General features: G+C 72.0%; 18 protein-coding genes. 10 read left to right on the top strand and 8 right to left on the bottom strand.

Translation table 11 applies throughout. From position 1 onward, the window contains the following. The first annotated feature begins 1 nt into the window (after position 1). A complete protein-coding gene (locus JMF97_RS05005) occupies positions 2-649 on the top strand; it encodes an acVLRF1 family peptidyl-tRNA hydrolase (RefSeq protein ID WP_203220457.1) in 648 nt (215 codons plus the stop codon). Positions 650-660: 11 nt separating this feature from the next. Here JMF97_RS05005 and ypfJ read toward each other — a convergent pair whose 3' ends face one another. Further along, positions 661-1,566, bottom strand: a complete 906-nt coding sequence (ypfJ, locus tag JMF97_RS05000; protein ID WP_203220456.1) for a KPN_02809 family neutral zinc metallopeptidase — start codon at positions 1,564-1,566, stop codon at positions 661-663. 248 nt (positions 1,567-1,814) lie between these two features. On the opposite strand from ypfJ, the gene JMF97_RS04995 reads away from it, so the two are divergent. The 4 genes from JMF97_RS04995 to JMF97_RS04980 all read left to right on the top strand — a co-directional run bounded on the left by JMF97_RS04995 (position 1,815) and on the right by JMF97_RS04980 (position 6,803). Next, entirely contained in the window at positions 1,815-3,419 is a 1,605-nt protein-coding gene (locus tag JMF97_RS04995) for an ABC-F family ATP-binding cassette domain-containing protein (RefSeq protein ID WP_203220455.1), read from the top strand. 239 nt (positions 3,420-3,658) lie between these two features. After that, positions 3,659-3,886 (top strand): helix-turn-helix domain-containing protein, encoded by a 228-nt coding sequence (locus JMF97_RS04990; protein ID WP_007072022.1) that lies wholly within the window; start codon positions 3,659-3,661, stop codon positions 3,884-3,886. A 43-nt stretch (positions 3,887-3,929) separates the two neighbouring features. Continuing rightward, a complete protein-coding gene (locus JMF97_RS04985) occupies positions 3,930-4,697 on the top strand; it encodes an enoyl-CoA hydratase/isomerase family protein (RefSeq protein WP_203220454.1) in 768 nt (255 codons plus the stop codon). 129 nt (positions 4,698-4,826) lie between these two features. Further along, positions 4,827-6,803, top strand: coding sequence for an ABC transporter ATP-binding protein (locus JMF97_RS04980; RefSeq protein WP_203220875.1), 1,977 nt, complete (start codon positions 4,827-4,829; stop codon positions 6,801-6,803). A gap of 24 nt (positions 6,804-6,827) precedes the next feature. Here JMF97_RS04980 and mug read toward each other — a convergent pair whose 3' ends face one another. From mug to JMF97_RS04950, 6 genes are all read right to left on the bottom strand, one after another. Continuing rightward, entirely contained in the window at positions 6,828-7,469 is a 642-nt protein-coding gene (gene mug / locus JMF97_RS04975; RefSeq protein WP_203220453.1) for a G/U mismatch-specific DNA glycosylase, read from the bottom strand. Continuing rightward, on the bottom strand, positions 7,466-8,227 hold the full coding sequence (locus JMF97_RS04970) for an SDR family oxidoreductase (RefSeq protein WP_203220452.1): 762 nt from the start codon (positions 8,225-8,227) through the stop codon (positions 7,466-7,468). The genes mug and JMF97_RS04970 overlap by 4 nt, the downstream gene beginning before the upstream one ends. A gap of 83 nt (positions 8,228-8,310) precedes the next feature. Continuing rightward, positions 8,311-8,826 (bottom strand): SCO6045 C-terminal-like domain-containing protein, encoded by a 516-nt coding sequence (locus JMF97_RS04965; protein WP_238358776.1) that lies wholly within the window; start codon positions 8,824-8,826, stop codon positions 8,311-8,313. Continuing rightward, positions 8,823-9,641: an MbnB/TglH/ChrH family RiPP precursor modification enzyme gene (locus JMF97_RS04960; RefSeq protein WP_203220451.1), complete on the bottom strand. Its 819-nt coding sequence runs from the start codon at positions 9,639-9,641 to the stop codon at positions 8,823-8,825. Before JMF97_RS04960 ends, JMF97_RS04965 begins: the two co-directional genes overlap by 4 nt. After that, positions 9,638-10,570, bottom strand: a complete 933-nt coding sequence (locus JMF97_RS04955; protein ID WP_203220450.1) for a TIGR04222 domain-containing membrane protein — start codon at positions 10,568-10,570, stop codon at positions 9,638-9,640. Before JMF97_RS04955 ends, JMF97_RS04960 begins: the two co-directional genes overlap by 4 nt. A gap of 89 nt (positions 10,571-10,659) precedes the next feature. Further along, on the bottom strand, positions 10,660-11,232 hold the full coding sequence (locus JMF97_RS04950) for a TetR/AcrR family transcriptional regulator (protein WP_013734917.1): 573 nt from the start codon (positions 11,230-11,232) through the stop codon (positions 10,660-10,662). Between the two features lie 154 nt (positions 11,233-11,386). Between JMF97_RS04950 and JMF97_RS04945 the strand changes: the two genes are divergently transcribed. Together JMF97_RS04945 and JMF97_RS04940 are read left to right on the top strand one after the other, a co-directional pair. Further along, a complete protein-coding gene (locus tag JMF97_RS04945; protein WP_013734916.1) occupies positions 11,387-12,031 on the top strand; it encodes an HAD family hydrolase in 645 nt (214 codons plus the stop codon). 173 nt (positions 12,032-12,204) lie between these two features. Then, positions 12,205-13,140, top strand: a complete 936-nt coding sequence (locus JMF97_RS04940; RefSeq protein WP_203220449.1) for an RIO1 family regulatory kinase/ATPase domain-containing protein — start codon at positions 12,205-12,207, stop codon at positions 13,138-13,140. Between the two features lie 50 nt (positions 13,141-13,190). Here the strand turns inward: JMF97_RS04940 and JMF97_RS04935 are convergent, their stop codons facing one another. Further along, positions 13,191-13,439: a DUF2630 family protein gene (locus JMF97_RS04935; protein ID WP_013734914.1), complete on the bottom strand. Its 249-nt coding sequence runs from the start codon at positions 13,437-13,439 to the stop codon at positions 13,191-13,193. A gap of 452 nt (positions 13,440-13,891) precedes the next feature. Here JMF97_RS04935 and JMF97_RS04930 point away from each other — a divergent pair, with 452 nt between their 5' ends. The 3 genes from JMF97_RS04930 to JMF97_RS04920 are packed head-to-tail and all read left to right on the top strand — an operon-like array spanning position 13,892 to position 17,735. Beyond that, complete coding sequence (locus JMF97_RS04930) at positions 13,892-15,229, top strand: cytochrome P450 (protein ID WP_203220873.1); 1,338 nt, start codon at positions 13,892-13,894, stop codon at positions 15,227-15,229. 5 nt (positions 15,230-15,234) lie between these two features. Beyond that, positions 15,235-16,128 (top strand): terpene synthase family protein, encoded by an 894-nt coding sequence (locus JMF97_RS04925; protein ID WP_438803746.1) that lies wholly within the window; start codon positions 15,235-15,237, stop codon positions 16,126-16,128. Next, positions 16,125-17,735 carry a prenyltransferase gene (locus tag JMF97_RS04920; protein ID WP_203220448.1) on the top strand — a complete coding sequence of 537 codons (1,611 nt, stop codon included), beginning with the start codon at positions 16,125-16,127 and terminating at the stop codon, positions 17,733-17,735. The genes JMF97_RS04925 and JMF97_RS04920 overlap by 4 nt, the downstream gene beginning before the upstream one ends. Positions 17,736-17,738: the final 3 nt, after the last annotated feature.

Below are 17,738 nucleotides of genomic sequence, written 5' to 3'. Positions count from 1 at the left end.
CATGAGCAGTCGACCCGCCGCCGGAGGAGGCCGGTGGGTCGAGGTCGACCCGGCCCGCCTGGCCCGCTGGGTCTCCGGCTTCGCCGACCGGCACGGCCCGCCGACCACCACGATCGAGGAGTACGGCCTACTGCTGTCGGCACCCGACGGTGCCACCGCCGAGCTGCACACCCCGCCCGGCGCGCCCGCGACACCGGATCTGGAGACCTTCGCCGCGCAGGCCGTCGCGCCCCGCCGGATCGGGCTGTTGCTGGCCCGCAAGGGCGCGGTGGCCGTCGGCATCGCCGAGGGGGAGCAGCTGCCGGTGCACAAGGTGGACACCCGGTACGTGCAGGGGCGTACGGCCGCCGGTGGCTGGTCGCAGCAGCGCTTCGCGCGGCGGCGGGACAACCAGGCGAAGGCGGCCCTGGGCGAGGCGACCGAACTTGCCGTACGGCTGCTGCTGCCGGAGGCCGACCGCCTGGCCGCGTTGGTCGCCGGTGGCGACCGGCGGACGGTGGACGGCATCCTCGCTGACCGGCGACTCGCCCCGCTGGCCGCCCTGCGCGCCGAGCGGCTGCTCGACGTTGCGGAACCCCGGTACGCGGTGCTGCTCGACGCGGCCACCGCCGCGCGGGCGATCCGCATCCTCGTCCGCGACCCCGCCTGACCGCCCTCGCCTCAGACCGCGCCGCTGAAGGTGTCGCAGGTGGCCGGGTCGCCGCTGTCGTAGCCGCGGTTGAACCAGCGCTTGCGGTCGGCCGACGAGCCGTGGGTGAACTCGTCCGGGTTCACCGGCCGGTTGGCCCGCTCGGAGATGGCGTCGTCGCCGATCGCCTCGGCGGTGTCGATGGCCTCGGCGATGTCCCGCTCGGTGATGCTGGTGAAGATCTTCTGGCCGCGGTCGTCGGCGGTGCCGGTGGCGTTCTTGGCCCACGCGCCCGCGTAGCAGTCGGCCTGCAACTCCAGCCGTACCGACAGTTCGTTGGCCGCGCCCGGGTCGCGCTGCTGGGCGCGGTGGACCTGCTCGTTGGTGCCGAGCAGGTTCTGCACGTGGTGGCCGTACTCGTGGGCCAGCACGTACGGCTGGGCGAACTCGCCGCTGGCGCCGAGCTGCTCGGAGAGCACCTCGTAGAACGACAGGTCGATGTAGACCAGCGAGTCTCCGGGGCAGTAGAACGGTCCGACGCCGGAGTCCGCCGAGCCGCAGGCGGTGTTGACGGCCCGGTCGAAGAAGACCGTACGGGTGGGGCGGTACTGCTCGCCGAACGCCTCCGGCAGGGCGGTACGCCAGTACGCCTGGATCGAGTTGACGTACAGGTTGTTGCGGCAGTCCAGGTGCTCCAGCGCGTCCGGGGCCTCCTCGCAACGCTGCTCCAGCGCGGCGTTGTCGCCCTCCTCGCCGGTCATTGCGTTCAGACCGAGGCCACCACCGACCAGGGCCACCAGCACGGCGATGACGATCCCGACGATGCCGCCGCGCCCGCCGCCGATCGGGATGGGGATGCCCATCCCGCCGCCTCCGCCGCTGCCGCGCCGGTCGTCGATCTGACTGGTGTCGATGCGGGCGTTCTCGTTCAGCTCCATGATGACCCCGATCGGTCGGTGATCAGTTGAGGGTGGTCGCGGTGCCGGAAACGGAATCCGGTGGGCGATCCGGTACCCGACGATCTTGGTTGATAATCCCCGGTGCCCGGCAACCGGGGCCGAGTACACTTGTCGCCGTGCTGCTCTGCGAAGGCTGAACGCCCCGCGCCGACGGGTCACCATGATCCGCCGGCGCTTTCGTGTGCCCTGAGTCAGCCCTCCGGATCTCGAGAGCGAGTACCCCAAACATGATCACTGCCACCGGCCTGGAACTGCGCGCCGGCGCCCGGATCCTGCTGTCCGACACGACGCTGCGGGTGCAACCCGGCGACCGCATCGGCCTGGTCGGCCGCAACGGCGCCGGCAAGACCACGACACTCAAGGTGCTGGCCGGTGAGGGCCAGCCGTACGCCGGGCAGGTCGACCGGCGCAGCCCGGTCGGCTATCTGCCGCAGGATCCGCGTACGGGCGATCTGGAGGTCACCGGCCGTGACCGGGTGCTCTCCGCCCGCGGCCTGGACACCCTGATGGCCGGCATGAAGGATCTGGAGGCGAAGCTCGCCGACGGTGGCGACGAGAAGCTGGTCCGCCGCTACGGCGCGCTGGAGGACCAGTTCGCCGCGCTCGGTGGGTACGCCGCCGAGGCCGAGGCGGCGCGGATCTGCGCGAACCTCGGGCTGCCCGACCGGGCCCTGGCCCAGACCATCGGCACCCTCTCCGGCGGTCAGCGCCGCCGCATCGAGCTGGCCCGGATCCTGTTCCGGGACGCCGGTGACAACGGCGGCGGGATCCTGCTGCTCGACGAGCCCACCAACCACCTCGACGCCGACTCGATCACCTGGCTGCGCGGCTTCCTGGCCAACCACAAGGGCGGGCTGGTGGTCATCTCCCACGACGGTGACCTGCTGGAGTCCGTGGTCAACAAGGTCTGGTTCCTCGACGCCACCCGGTCCGTGGTCGACGTCTACAACCTGGGCTGGAAGGCGTACCTGGAGGCGCGGGAGACCGACGAGCGGCGTCGCCGCCGGGAGCGGGCCAACGCCGAGAAGAAGGCCGGGGCGCTGATGGCCCAGGCGGACAAGATGCGGGCCAAGGCCACCAAGACCGTCGCCGCGCAGAACATGGCCCGCCGGGCCGAGCGGCTGATGTCCGGCCTGGAGGAGGTACGCGTCTCCGACAAGGTGGCAAAGGTGCGTTTCCCCGCGCCGGCCCCCTGCGGCAAGACCCCGCTGACCGCGACCGGCCTGTCGAAGTCGTACGGGTCGTTGGAGATCTTTACCGACGTCAACGTGGCGGTGGACCGGGGTTCCCGGGTCGCCATTCTCGGACTCAACGGCGCCGGCAAGACGACGCTGCTGCGGATGCTCGGTGGTCTGCTGGAGCCGGACACCGGCGAGGTGCACGCCGGGCACGGGCTGCGACTGGGCTACTACGCGCAGGAACACGAAACGCTTGACGTGCAGCGGACCGTGCTGGAGAACATGCGGGCCGCGGCGATCGAGCAGACCGACACCGAACTGCGCAAGATCCTCGGTGCGTTTCTCTTCTCCGGCGAGGACGTGGACAAGCCCGCCGGTGTGCTCTCCGGTGGGGAGAAAACCCGGCTGGCCCTGGCCACGCTCGTGTGTTCCGGTGCGAATGTGCTGCTGCTCGACGAGCCCACCAACAACCTGGACCCGGTCAGTCGGGAGCAGGTCCTCGACGCCATCGCCCGCTATCCCGGCGCGATCGTCCTGGTCACCCACGACCCCGGCGCCGTACTCGCGCTGAAGCCCGACCGTGCCATCCTCCTGCCCGACGGCGACGAGGACGCCTGGAGCGACGACCTCCTCGAACTCGTCGAACTCGCCTGACCGACCCATTCCCCTCCACCTGTTGATCAAGAAGTTTGCGTCTCAAATCGCGTTCGGATCAGACGAAAAGCTCTTGATCAACGGGGTGGTTGGTGGGCGGGGTGGGTTACCTATCGGGAAGCTGACATTGCATAGCGTGTCGGTTGGCGAATAGTTGATATCTGGCGCATGATCGTTCGAGACGGTCTAATAGGTGGGACCGTATCCGAACCGCACAGTCTGGGACGTGAGGACACAGCATGGCAGCCACGGGCACAGCCACCAGCACTGAGAAGGGTCGCCGGATCGTCGGAGCCGAGCGTCAGACGCTCGCCAAGGACCTGGTCAAGCGGTACACCGGGGGAGAGAGCATTCGTGCCCTCGCGGCCTCAACCGGCCGTTCCTACGGGTTCATCCACCGGGTACTCACCGAGTCCGGAGTGCAGCTGCGGCAGCGCGGCGGCGCGCGACGGCGTAAGAAGGCATGACGCGCCGGTTGACGGCGCCCATCGCCGTGACCCGGGCCGCCCGGTGACCACCGAGGCGACCGGGGTCCGGCTGGACTGCGACGGGCCGGTGGCCACAGTCACCCTGTGCCGGCCCGACGTGCTCAACGCGCAGACCCCGGCGATGTGGCGCGCGCTGAGCGAATTCTCCCGGGCCCTGCCCGGCGACGTACGCGTCGTGATCCTCCGTGGTGAGGGTCGCGCGTTCTCGGCCGGACTGGACCTGTCGGTCGCGGGTGCCTCCGGCCCGGATTCCTTCGCCGATCTGGCCGCCCTCCCCGAGCCGGAGTGCGCCGACCGGATCGCGGTCTACCAGTCCGCGTTCACCTGGCTGCACCGGCCGGACATCATCTCCATCGCCGCCGTGCAGGGCCACGCGATCGGTGCCGGCTTCCAGCTGGCGCTCGCCTGCGACCTGCGGGTGCTGGCCACCGACGCCAAGCTGTCGATGGCCGAGGCGACGATCGGGCTGGTGCCGGACCTGGCCGGCACCAAGCGCCTGGTCGAACTGGTCGGCTACGCCCGGGCGCTGGAGATCTGCGCCACCGGCCGGCGGATGGACGCCACCGAGGCGGACCGCATCGGGCTGGCCACAGTCGTCGTGCCCAACGCCGAGCTCGACGACGCGGTGCGGGATCTCGCCGCGGGCCTGCTCGCCAACAACCGCAACGCGGTCGTGGAGATCAAGGCGCTGCTCGCCGGTGCTGCCGGGCGCAGCCATGCCGAGCAGCAGCGGGCCGAGCGGGAGGCACAGACCCGGCGGCTGCGCGATCTCACGGGGCGCGGAGAATAGTAAGGACCGATCGGGAAGGTCCGGGTTACGTACGAGGTTGTCGTAGTCATCGGGAGAATCGACCCGACGGCAGTGTGATGTGCCGGCTCGAATGACGTGACGACCCCGGAGGTGGCGGTGTCCAACCACATGGCCGCTGGCGGCATGGGCGGTTGGGGCATGCTCCGGTCGATGCGCAGCCGCGACGAGATCTCCACCCACCGGCTCCAGCGCGGCGTGGCCCGGCGGATCGTGGCCTTCGCCCAGCCCTACCGGCGCGACATCGTCGTGTTCCTGCTGACGGTGATCATCGCGGCGGTGATCGGCGTGGCCACCCCGCTGCTCGCCGGCAACGTGATCGACGCCATCACCCAGGGCGGTCCCGACGGCGGGTCGGTGGTGATCCGGCTGGCGCTGTTCATCGCCGGGCTGGCCGTCGCCGACGCGCTGCTCTCGCTGGCGCAGCGGTGGTATTCGGCGCGTATCGGCGAAGGCATCATCCTCGACCTGCGCACCCGGGTCTACGACCACGTGCAGCGGATGCCGCTGCAGTTCTTCACCCGCACCCAGACCGGCGCGCTGGTCAGCCGGCTCAACAACGACGTGCTGGGGGCCCAGCGGGCCTTCACCTCCACGCTGTCCGGCGTAGTCAGCAACGTGATCCAGCTGCTGCTCACCGCCGCGGTGATGTTCACCCTCTCCTGGCAGATCACCGCGCTGTCGCTGGTACTGCTGCCGGTGTTCATCATCCCGGCCCGGCGGGTCGGGCGGCGGCTGGCCGAGATCACCCGAGAGTCGTACAACCTCGACGCCAAGATGAACGCGACAATGACCGAACGGTTCGGGGTCGCGGGCGCGTTGCTGGTCAAGCTCTTCGGCCGCCCGGATGCGGAGGCCGACCGGTTCGCCCGCCGCGCCGAGCGGGTCCGCGACATCGGCATCCAGTCGGCGATGTACTCGCGGACCTTCTTCGTGGCGATGATGCTGGTGGCCTCCCTGGCCCAGGCGCTCACCTACGGTCTCGGCGGTTGGCTGGCGGTCCGTGGTGACGTCAGCGCCGGCACCGTGGTCACCCTGGCGTTGCTGCTCACCCGGCTCTACGGTCCGCTCACCGCGCTGAGCAACGTCCGGGTGGACGTGATGAGCGCGCTGGTCTCCTTCGACCGGGTCTTCGAGGTGCTCGACCTGAAGCCGGCGATCACCGAGCGGCCCGGCGCGGTACCGGTGCCCAAGGGCACGGGCACGGTGGAGTTCCGCGACGTGCGGTTCCGCTACCCGAGCGCCGCGGAGATCTCGCTGGCCTCCCTCGAAGAGGTCGCCACGCTGGACCGTACGATCAACGAGCCGGTGCTCAAGGGCGTGTCGTTCAAGGTCGAGCCGGGCCAGATGGTGGCGTTGGTCGGCCCGTCCGGTGCCGGCAAGTCCACCCTGTCCATGCTGATCTCGCGCATCTACGACGTCACCGACGGGCAGGTGCTGGTCGGCGGAGTGGACGTACGGGACGCCACGCTCGCGTCGCTGCGCGACGAGATCGGCGTGGTCACCCAGGACTCCCACCTGTTCCACGAGACCATCGCGGAGAACCTGCGCTACGCCAAGCCCGACGCCACCGACGACGAGTTGTGGGCCGCGCTGGCCGGTGCGCAGGTCGCCGATCTGGTCCGGTCCCTGCCCGACGGGCTCGAGACGACCGTGGGTGAGCGCGGTTACCGCTTCTCCGGCGGGGAGAAGCAGCGCATCGCCATCGCCCGGCTGCTGCTCAAGGCGCCGTCGATCGTCATCCTCGACGAGGCCACCGCTCACCTGGACTCCGAGAGTGAGGCGGCGGTGCAGCGGGCGCTGTCGGTGGCGCTGACCGGGCGTACCGCGCTGGTGATCGCGCACCGGCTCTCCACCGTGCGGGACGCGGACCAGATCCTTGTCCTCGACGGGGGACGGATCGTCGAGCGGGGCCGCCACGAGGAACTGGTCGCCGTCGGCGGCCTCTACGCCGAGCTGTACCGCACGCAGTTCGCGGTGGCGGACTCGCCCAGCCCGTACGCGGACGCCGCGCACCCGGAACCGGTAGTCATCCCCACCCGCGAGTACGTCGCCGACGAGGCCCTGCCGCCCGCCGCCGCCAACTGACCGCCGGGCCACCTGACCCGCCGGCTACCCGCCGGCGGGCGGTCTGCCGGTGGCCTCGCGGAGGGCGGCGAAGGCCCCCGCGAGGGTTTCCGGGGTGTAGTGCGCGTTCAGGCCGCTCGGATTGGGCAACACCCAGAGCTGGGCGCCGGCCAACGGCTCGGGCTGTCGACCGAAGGTCGCCTTCGGCCGCGCGAACCCCACCCGGTACGCGGTCACCCCGACCACCGCCACCCACCGCGGCCGGTAGCGGGCGACCTTGCCGGTCAACTCCCGGGCACCGGCCACCAGTTCGGCGGCGGTCAACTCGTCGGCCCGGGCGCTGGCCCGGGCGACGATGTTGGTGATGCCCAGCCCGAGTTCGGGCAGGCTGTCCTGCTCGCTGGGGTGCAGCAGGCGCGGGGTGAAGCCGCTGCGGTGCAGCGCCGGCCAGAACCGGTTGCCCGGACGGGCGAAGTGCCAACCGGTGGCCGCCGACCACAACCCCGGGTTGATGCCCACGAACAGCACGTCCAGCCCGGCGCGGATGACATCCGGCAACGTCCTGTCGACGGCCGCGGCGAGGTCCTCGCGGCTGGGCCGCGGATGCGGGCGGGGTGTCACCGCCGCACCCGACCCGGTGCCGCGCCGGGTCTTCCGGTGCTGCTCGGCGGGCGGTTCGACGGTCACAGGCCGCGCAGCGCGCCACCGTCGACCGGGAGGGTGATCCCGGTGAGGTAGCTCGCGGCAGGGGAGAGCACGAACGCGGCGACCCGCCCGAACTCGGCCGGCTCACCGATGCGCCGCAGCGGGATTCCCGCCTCCGCCTCGGCCTGGGCCTGTTCCGGGTCGCCGCTGGCGGCGAAGAGTTCCCGGTTGCGATCGGTGAGGATGCGTCCCGGCAGCAGCCCGATGACCCGTACGCCGCGAGGGCCGTACTCGTCGGCGACGTCCTTGGCCACCCCGGCCAGCCCCGGCCGCAGGCCGTTGGAGATGCCCAGGCCGGTCACCGGCGCACGGGCCGAGGTGGACAGCACCAGCGCGATCGCGCCGCCGTCGGGCAGCGCCGCGGCAACCGTCCGCACCATCCGTACGCTGCCCAGGAAGACCGTCTCGAAGGCGTGCCGCCACTGTTCGTCGTCGACCGAGGCGGCGCTGCCCGGCGTCGGCCCGCCCACCGAGACCAGGGCCCCGTCGAGCCGGCCGAAGTGCTGCTGCGCCGCCTCCACCAGCCGACCGGGGGTGGCCGGGTCGGCAAGGTCGGCGGTGATGCCGACGGCCCGGTCCGGCCCGCCGAGGGCCGCGGTGGCGGTGGCCACCTCGTCGGCGCGTCGCGCCGAGAGCACCACCCGGGCACCGTCGGCCACCAGACACTGCGCGGTGGCGTAGCCGAGGCCACGGGAGGCGCCGGTGAGCACGTACACCCGGTCGGTCAGTCCCAGATCCATGCAGTCGATCCTGCCGCAGCGCGCCCGCGCCGAGCGACCGGGGGTTGCGTCGGGGTGCGCTGCGGCAGGCGGTGTCGGCGCTGCTACCGGGCGGTGCGAAGCAGGCGTACCCGACCGGCGAGTTGCACGGCGACGGCCGCGCCGGCCCGGCCGACGGCGGGCCACCGGCGGCGGCGTGGGGCTGCGTCCCCGTCGTAGCGGTAGGTCGCCTCGCGGACGGCCAGTTCCTCGGCGCCGAGCGCCGGCAGCGCGTGGCGGGCGTGCAGGACGCGGGCCAGGTCCCAGCCGTCACGGAGCCCGCCGAGGGTGGGTCGATCCGCCGCCCACTCGGTGAAGGTCGCCGGCCAGTGCGGGGCGAGCCCTGCGGCCAACAGCGGCCAGTGGCGGGCCACCTCGCCGGCCCGCTTGCGCAGCAACGCGGCCCGGGCGGCGGCCAACGGGGCCGGCGTGAAGCCGGGCGGTGGTGGCCCGCCGGCCACCAGGGCCGCGACGAGTTCCGCCTGCCGGGCGGCCAGGGATCCGGACGGTGGGCGGTGGGTGTCGGGCGTGCCCGGGCGGTCGCCGGTGGGGTCCGTGCCGTCGACGGGAGGCGCGCTCATGTGACCAGCGGAAAGCCGGTGGCGGCGGCCACGGCATCCAACTCGGCACGGAGCTCGGCGGCGGGTGGGTAGTGTCCGTCGCGTTCCAGCAGCACCGCCGGTGGGCGGTGTCGCGCGCACAGCTCGGTGAGCAGGTTCAGCACCGCCGGGGGCACCGGATCGGTGTGCGTGTCGTGGTAGAATCCGCCCTGCTCGGCGCCGCCGGCCACGTGCAGGTACGCCACCCGTTCCAGGGGGAGGCGGTCCAGCAGCGCGAGCGGGTCGGTGCCCCGGTTGACGGCGTTGGCGTGCACGTTGGCGATGTCGAGCAGCAGCAGCGCGTCGGTGCGGGCCAGGATCTCGCTGAGGAACGCCGCCTCGTCGAGTTCGTCGTCGGGCCAGTCGAACAGCGCCGCGATCGGCTCCAACGCGATCGGCACCGGCAGTTCGGCCTGGGCCCGCGCGACGTTGGCGCAGACCGCGTCGACCGCCTCACGGGTACGCGGCAGCGGCAGCAGGTGCCCCGCCTCCAGCCCGCCGGCCCGGACGAACGCGATGTGCTCGCTGACCAGTGGCGCGGCCAGCAGTTCGGCGACCGCCGCCAGGTGGGCCACCCGGGCCGGTTCGACCGGCTCGGCCCCGCCGAGGGAGAGCCGCACCCCGTGCGGTACGACGGTCACGCCGCGCTGTCGCAACTCGACAAGCGCGTCAGGCGGCGGACCGGCGGTGGGCACCGACTCGGCGATCACCTCCACGAAACGCAGGCCGGGCAGTTCGGCGACGAACCCGGCGATCTCGGGTCGCCAGCCGATGCCGACCCCGTGCGGGCCGGTCATCCGCCACACCCACCGCCGCCGCCGCAGCCACCACCACCGCCACCGTCACCGCTGCCACAGCCGCTCGCGCCGGCGGTGCTGCCTCCGCCGCAGCTGCCGCCCACCGTGCCTCCGCCGCCCGTCACCGCCTCACGCTGGATCTCGGCCTGCTGGGCGAAGGCCGGGTCCAGCGCCCAGAGCGAGGCGGTGCCGTAGAGCGCGACGGCCATGGCGGCTCCGGTGGCGCCGTAGACGGCGTACGCCGGGTTCGAGGCGGGCGCGAGGTGGCGGTTGCGTTGCCGCAGGCTGCGCAACGCGGCGTCGGCTGCCCTCGTCCGGCGGGGCACCCGGACGAACAGCACCGTGGTCAGCACCGCCAGCGCGCCGACGATGAACACGAGGTACCACACCGGACGGTCGTTGGCGATGCCGGCGACGATCCGGGCGACACCGAGCGCCACCATCGCGGCCAGCAGCAGGGCGCCCAGCCGCAGCGCCGCCCGGCGTTCCGGGGTGACCAGCAGGTCGTGGCGGGACAGACCGTCGCGCAGTTGGTCGAGCGCTCGGGTCACCCATTCGGTACGCCGCAGTTGCCGGGCGGAGCAGCGCTGGCGGGCCGCGTAGTGCACGGCCTGGTCGAGTGGAGTGGCGCCGGTCGACAGCGGGCCGTCGGCGGTGAGCTCGCCGCCGGGGCCTACGCCGAGCAGGCCCTGGCTGCGCAGGCTGCTGACCGAGGACCAGACGGCCCGGTCCTCCCCGCCGGTGAGGTAGGCGATCTGCTGCGGGCCGAGTTGGTCGGCGGGCGGCGCAAAGCGGCCGGTCAGCGTACGCAGTCGGAAGATCAGCACGCCGACGATGAGTACGACGGTGGCCAGCAGGTAGATGATCAAGAAGGTGCGACTGGGAATGCCCCAGGTGTGGAAATCGAAGTCTGCCGCGGGCTCGATCATGGCCAGCTCCTGTCGGGCGAGGGGACGCGCTTCATTGTGCGGCGACGATGCCAGCGATCGATGGTGGCCGAGGCGGGGTTACCTCGTCGTTACTTGCGGCGTACCGCTTCCTCGACCAGGTCGAGCACCGGGCCGAGGTCACCGGCCGGTCGTCCCATCGCCAGGTGCAGCACCAACCCGTCGTAGGCGAGTTCGAGGAAGCGGGCCAGCACGTCGATCGGGATGTCCTCGCGGAGTACGCCGGCGTCGCGCTGGCGGGCCAGCCGCTCCCGGGTCGCCTCGGCGATGGCCGCGGAGCGTTCCGCCCAGCGCTTGGCGAAAGCCGGGTCGGTACGCAGCCGCCGGGACACCTCCAGCTGGCTGCCCAGCCAGCCGGTGGTGTCCGGGGAGACCGCCCGGGCGAGCAGGTCACGCATCACCTGCACCAGACCGTTACGGGCGACCGTCTCCACCATGGTCGCCGCGTCGTCCTCGGCGACGGCGAGGAACAACGAGTCCTTGTCGCGGAAGTGGTGGAAGATGGCGCCTCGGGACAGCCGGGTCGCCTCCTCGAGGCGGCGTACGGTGGCGCCCTCGTAGCCGTGCCGGGCGAAACAGGCCCGCGCGGCGGCGAGAATCTCCTGTCGGCGGGCGTCGAGCTGATCCTGACTTACTCTGGGCACATCCTGATCGTCCCAGCCCACCAGGGGTTATGCAAACCGTACGTACGGCTTGGTACATCTGTCGAACAGGAAACCCGAATCGTGCCCCGGTCCGTCATCAGCGCGTAACGTCCGGCCCTGTCGGGCGGGTACCCGATTACCGTAGGGTTCCCGAGTGCCGCTGCTCCTGCTGGACCTGGACAACACCCTGCTCGACCGGGCCGGGCCGTTCCGCACCTGGGCAGAGCGTTTCCTCGACGGCATCGGCGCGCCCCCGGCCGACATCGACTGGCTGCTGTCCATCGACGCCGACGGGCTCACCGACCGCTGGGACGTCGCGGACGCCATCCGGGACCGCTACCGGCTGCGCATTCCCTCCATCGACCTGGTCGAGGAGCTGCACGACGGGGTCGTCGAGTTCACTCGACTCGATCCGTTGGTCGCCTGCGCGCTGCGGATCGCCGACGGTGCGGGCTGGATGCCGGTGGTGGTGAGCAACGGGGCGGTACGCCAGCAGGACGCCAAGATCCGGCGTACCGGCCTGGACCGGTACGTGGCGGACTGGGTGATCTCGGAGGAGGCCGGGGTCAGCAAGCCCAACCCGCGGATCTTCGCCCTGGCCGCCCAGCGGGTGCGGATGCCGCTGCGTGGTGCCTGGGTGATCGGGGACGGCCCCGAGGCGGACATCGGTGGCGCGACCGCCGTCGGCCTGCCCAGCATCTGGCTGCACCGGGGGCGACGCTGGACGGACGCGCGCTTCGCGCCGACCGTCACCGTCGACACGGTGATCGCCGCGGTCGCCGCCGTCATGGACGCGTGAGACCAGCCCGCGTGTCCGAGAAAAGCGATTGACGCTGCCCCGGGGGCGCAGCGAGCATGGTCCGCGCATCGTGCACCCGGGCGCTCGCCCGGTCGAGGAGAGGGGGTCGGTCATGGCCGTCTTCGCAGGTCACTTCCTGCCTCCAGTCACCTCGACCAAGGGATACCAGCATCGTGCGCGATCACGATTTCTCGGCGCGGGAGCGCCACACCCGCGGCAGACGCCGCTTCGATGACGACGAACCACAGTTCCTGAAGCGCGGGCGGGCGCGCGGCCCGGTGCCGGCCGACCCCTCCGACGAACCCGACCCGGACACCGGTGCCGTCTGGTCCTCCTGGGACGACGCCGTACACGGTCCGCAGCCCCATCCGGCCTGGCTGGTCACCGACCTGGCCGCGAAGGACACCGAGCTGGGGGTGCTCAAGACCGGCAAGGAGGCGGACGTCCACCTGGTCCGTCGGGCCGTCCCCGACAGTGACCGTTCCTGCGTGCTGGCGGCCAAGCGCTACCGCGATCCCCGGCACCGTCTCTTCCACCGCGACGCCGGATACCTGGAGGGACGCCGGGTCCGCCGGTCCCGGGAGATGCGTGCGATGACCGGTCGGACGGCGTTCGGCCGCCAGATGATCGCCGGGCAGTGGGCGGCGGCCGAGTTCGCCGCGTTGGCCCGGCTCTGGGAGATCGGCGAGCGGTACGGGACGGTGGCGGTCCCGTACCCGGTGCAGTTGCGGGACACCGAACTGATGCTGGAGTTCCTCGGCGATCCGGACACCGGACAGGCCGCCCCTCGGCTGGCCGAACTGCGGCCGGCCGGAGCCGAGCTACGCGGGCTGTGGGAGCAACTGGTCGAGGCCCTGTTGGTTCTGGCCCGGGCCGGGTACGCGCACGGCGACCTGTCGCCGTACAACCTGCTGGTGCACGCCGGGCGGCTGGTGCTGATCGATCTGCCGCAGGTGGTGGACGTGGTGGCGAACCCGCAGGGGCGCGACTTCCTGGCCCGTGACGTCCGGGTCGTCAGCACCTGGTTCGCCGCCCGTGGCCTGCCGGCGAGCCTCGCCGAACCGGCCGCGCTCACCGGACTGCTGGCGCGCGAGGCGGGCCTGCGCTGACGGTCGGCTCCGGGTGGCGGCATCGGCAACCACCCGGAGCCGGTCCATCGCTACTGGAGGTACCGCTCGACCTCCGACACCGGTCGGGCACCCTGCGCCTCCGGGTCGCCGTGTGCCTGCCGCGCCGCACGGCGGCGGCGGAGCAGGTCCCAGCACTGGTCGAGGGACGCCTCCAGCTCACGGAGCCGGGTGCGGGCCTCGTCGTCGGTGCCCGCCTCGGTGGCCTGCGCGTCGGCGCGCAACCGGTGCTCCTCGTCGACCAGTTCGGAGATCCGGCTCAGGATGGTCTTGTCGTCCATCTCCTGAGCGTGGCACAGCGAGCCGGGCCACGCCTGGATTCTCCGGCGGTCAGCCGTGGCGCGGCGGGCCGGCCGGTGCCGATGACTCACATGACGGACATGAAATAGATCACCCGGTCCGGGCGTGAACCCTCAGCCATCGATCGACGCCTGACCGTGGTCGCTGCGCCACGAGCGCCCTGCTGAGCTGGGCGGACGCGGCCGGATCGCGCGCCAAGTCGGTCGCAGGCGCCAGATCGGACCGGCCGGTGCCTGCCGTACGACGCTAAATCGGTTGTGGACAGCGGGAATGTCGACCATGAAGATTTCTCAGCACGCGACTAGTGACGGATGCCATATCGATGTCATGCTCATCGCAACCGTGGCATTTCGAAGAGTAACCCACACCCCGGGGGTCTGTGCGAGTGGGAACACACCACGTGACGACTGTCCAAACCCGACGAGCCGGATCCGTGCCGCTGCGGCACGTGTTGCCAGGCCTGCTGCGTGATCCGGCCCGCGCCCTGGTGGAGTGTGGTGAGCGGTCCGGTGGCGACGTCGTGAAGCTCAACCTCGGCTCCTTCCGGCCCTTCCTCATCACCCACCCCGAACACCTCCAGCGCGTGCTGCGGGAAAAGGCCGAGAACTACGTCCGGGCCGGTGACGGGCTCCAGTGGCGGCCGCTCAAGCGGCTGTTCGGCGACGGCATCCTCAGCGACGGTGAACACTGGACGAACAGTCGACAGATCCTCCAGCCGTTGTTCACCGCCCGGCGCATCGACGGGCTGGTCGACCGCCTCGCGGTGGCGATCGAGGAGTCGATCGACGAACTGGCCGAGCCGGCACGATCCGGCCAGCCGGTGGACATGGGCAAGGTGCAGGCCCAGGTGGTCTGCTCAGCGATCATGCGGGTCTTCTTCGCGGACAAGATCTCGGTGCCGGACGCGATGCGGATCATGGAGGCGCAGGACGCCATCGCCTGGTCGGTGATGCCCCGGATCCTGGTGCCCTGGGTGCCGCTGGCCGCGCCGATGCCCGGTGACCGCACGTTCCGCCGCGCCGTGCAACTCATCGACGACCTGCTGCTGCCGACCATCCGGGCCGCGCGGGACACCGCCGACGAGGACGGCGACGACATCATCTCCACCCTGTGGCGCGGGCGCACCGAGGACGGCGGTCGGCTGACCGAGCGTCAGGTGCGCAACGACACCGTGGCGATGGTGGCCACCACCACCGAGACCACGATCAGCGTGCTCACCTGGCTCTGGCCGCACCTGGAGCAGAACCCGGACATCGCCACCCGGCTCTACGAGGAACTCGACCGGGTCGTCGGCGACCAGCCGGTACGCGGACAGCACCTGCGCGAGCTGCGCTACACCCGGCAGGTGCTCGACGAACTGCTGCGGCTCTATCCGATCGGCTGGCTCTTCCCCCGGCTGGCGGTGCAGGAGGACGTCATCGGCGGGGTCCGGATCCCGGCCGGCTCCACCCTGGTGGTCAGTCCGCTGATCACCCACCGGATGACGCAGTTCTGGGACCGACCCGAGGTCTTCGACCCGGACCGGTTCCAGCCCGAGCTGGTCCGCGGTCGCCCCAAGTACGCGCACTTCCCGTTCGGCGGCGGCCCGCACCAGTGCATCGGGATGCACCTGTTCTACCTGGAGGCGACCCTGATCGTCGCCACCCTGCTCAGCCGGTACCGGTTCCGGTTGAGCCGCCCGAGCATCCCCGGGATCAAGGTGGCCGCCGCGCTGCGTCCGATGGACCGGGTCGAGGTCACCCTGCGGCCGGTGGCGGGTGTCGCGGCGTGACCCCGTTGACCGAGACGCCGCCGAGCACCGGCGGCGACCAGATGAGCGTGGCCGCGGAACAGGGACGCATCTGCGCCCTGGCCGCCAAGGGCCAGCGGGACCTGGCGAAGGTCGCCGCCACCTACCCCGAACTGTTTCCCGCCAAGCCGTTCGACGCGACCCTGTTCGGCAACGTGGCCATGGCCATCGCCTTCGGCGCACCCTGGTGTGACGTGGCCCAGCTGCGGCTGACCAACCGGGCGGTGCTGTGGGGGTTCGCCGTCGACTGGCTGGTGGACCACGAGGCCCGCTCGCGCGACGAGATCGACCGGCTGACCGCCCGCTGCCTCGCGGTGGCCGACGGCGCCACGCCGGAGCCCGGCGACGCCCTCGGCGGCTTCCTCGCCGAACTGCGCGACGAACTGGCCACCGTGCCGGCCTTCGCCGCGCACCGGGACCGCTGGCGGGAGGAGACCCGCAAGGTGCTCGCCGCCATGGCCCGGGAGTGGGACTGGAAGCAGAATCCCGACCAGCTGCCCAGCTTCGAGGAGTACCTCGACAACGCCGACAACCTGGCCTGCACGGTGGTCAACGTCGTGCACTGGATCCACACGGCCGATCCGGCGACCCTCACGCACCTGGACGCGATGCTCGCCGCGAGCGACCGGGTGCAGCGGATTCTGCGGCTCGTCAACGACCTCGGCACGTACGAGCGCGACCTGCGCTGGGGAGACCTGAACGCCCTGCTGCTCGTGCCGCGTACCGAGGTCGAGCAGCGCATCGCCGAACTGGTGGCGCAGGCCCGCCAGCTGCTGGACGGGCTGCGCGAGAACTGTCCCGTGCAGGCGGACTACCTGGCCCGGCAGATCGGCTTCAGCAGCGGCTTCTACCGCTCCACCGACTTCTGGGGGGTGCCGTGACGGCACCGACGCTCACCCTCGGCGCGGTCGCGGCGCCCGGGCTGAGCGATGCGGTCGGTGACCTGCTGGCACAGCTGGAGCAGCACCCGTACGGGCAGGTCAGCACCTCGGTGTACGAGACGGCTCGGCTGGTCGCCGACGCGCCGTGGGTGGACGGACACGCGCGGCGGCTGGCGTACCTGCTCGCCGAGCAGGGCGCCGACGGCAGTTGGGGCCCGACCGGCGGGTACGCCCTGGTCCCGACGGCGAGTGCGGTGCAGGCGCTGCTCGCCAGCCTCGTCCGGGCTGATCCGCCCGACCCGGCCGGGCCGGGCCGGGGCGAGGTCGTCGCGGCGGCCACCCGAGGGCTGGCGGCACTGGTCCGGTGCCTCGGAGACGACGCGGCCATGCCGGACACCCCGGCCGCCGACCTGATCGTCCCGGCCCTGGTGGCGCGCATCGACGCGCACCTGACCGAGTTGGCCGGCGCGCCGACGCTGACCGACGCACCCGGTGCGCTGCCCCGGGTCGACAGGCGTCGGGTGGACGCGGTGAACGCGCTGCTGACCAGCGGTCGGCCGGTACCCAGCAAGCTCTGGCACGCGTACGAGGTGCTCGGCCCGGCCGCCGCCACCCGCGACGACGTCGCCCCGGTCGACGGCGCGGTGGGTGCCTCGCCCGCCGCGACCGCCGTGTGGCTGGGCCACCGGCGCACCGACGATCCGGCGGCCCGGACGTACCTCGACGCCGTGGTGGCCCGGCAGGGTGGTCCGGTGCCGTGCTGCACACCGATCACCGTCTTCGAACGGTCCTGGACACTCGCCACGCTGGCCCGGGTGGGTGTGCCGGTCGACCCGGGCGCGCGACTGCTGGCCGAGCTGGCCGCCGCGCTCGGGCCGGACGGGGCGGCCACCGGGCCGGGCCTGCCCGCCGATGCCGACACCACCTCGACCGTCCTGTACGCCCTCGCCCGGCTGGGCCGCCCGGTGGACCCGGCCAGCCTGCTCCACTACGACCTGGGCAGTCACTTCTGCACCTGGCGCGGTGAGGACGGGCAGTCGGTCACCACGAACGCGCACGTGCTGGAGGCGCTGGGCTGGCACGCCCGACACGGCGCCGACCGGTACACCGCCCGGGTAACGTCGTTGGCTGGCTGGCTGCGCGACGTGCAGGGACCGGACGGCCTGTGGATGGACCGCTGGCACGCCTCGCCGTACTACGCCACCTGCTGCGCGGTGTCGGCGCTGGCCGGCTACGCGCCACCGGAGGTGGCCGACGCGGCGATCGACCGTGCGGTGGAGCGGATCCTGGCCGACCAACGCGACGACGGCGGTTGGGGGCGATGGTCCAGCACGGCGGAGGAGACCGCGTACGCGGTGCAGATCCTACTGGGCAGCGGCCGGCCGATCCGGCCGGCGGTGACCGCGGCGGTGTGCCGGGCGGTCGGGCACCTGCGAGCCGACCGATCCGACTACCCTCCTCTGTGGCACGACAAGGATCTGTACGCGCCTATTCTCATTGTCCGGGCAGCGGTCATCGCGGCGCGAAAACTGGTCCTTGCCGTGGCACCGACGATTAACCAGGCTTTGTCGACGACGACACCTGAAGCCGGGCGGAGCAGGGCATGATCA

This window comes from Micromonospora fiedleri, assembly GCF_016774385.1.
In the GTDB taxonomy this organism is placed as follows: domain Bacteria; phylum Actinomycetota; class Actinomycetes; order Mycobacteriales; family Micromonosporaceae; genus Micromonospora; species Micromonospora gifhornensis.
The sequence above is the reverse complement of the archived record's forward strand: the minus strand, read 5'-3'. Positions and strand labels throughout refer to the sequence as shown.

Coding starts and splice junctions, on each gene's coding strand:
- JMF97_RS05005 (WP_203220457.1), top strand. CDS start 2: ATGAGCAGTCGACCCGCCGCCGGAGGAGGCCGGTGGGTCGAGGTCGAC.
- ypfJ (WP_203220456.1), bottom strand. CDS start 1,566: ATGGAGCTGAACGAGAACGCCCGCATCGACACCAGTCAGATCGACGAC.
- JMF97_RS04995 (WP_203220455.1), top strand. CDS start 1,815: ATGATCACTGCCACCGGCCTGGAACTGCGCGCCGGCGCCCGGATCCTG.
- JMF97_RS04990 (WP_007072022.1), top strand. CDS start 3,659: ATGGCAGCCACGGGCACAGCCACCAGCACTGAGAAGGGTCGCCGGATC.
- JMF97_RS04980 (WP_203220875.1), top strand. CDS start 4,827: ATGGCCGCTGGCGGCATGGGCGGTTGGGGCATGCTCCGGTCGATGCGC.
- JMF97_RS04970 (WP_203220452.1), bottom strand. CDS start 8,227: ATGGATCTGGGACTGACCGACCGGGTGTACGTGCTCACCGGCGCCTCC.
- JMF97_RS04965 (WP_238358776.1), bottom strand. CDS start 8,826: ATGAGCGCGCCTCCCGTCGACGGCACGGACCCCACCGGCGACCGCCCG.
- JMF97_RS04960 (WP_203220451.1), bottom strand. CDS start 9,641: ATGACCGGCCCGCACGGGGTCGGCATCGGCTGGCGACCCGAGATCGCC.
- JMF97_RS04955 (WP_203220450.1), bottom strand. CDS start 10,570: ATGATCGAGCCCGCGGCAGACTTCGATTTCCACACCTGGGGCATTCCC.
- JMF97_RS04935 (WP_013734914.1), bottom strand. CDS start 13,439: ATGGACGACAAGACCATCCTGAGCCGGATCTCCGAACTGGTCGACGAG.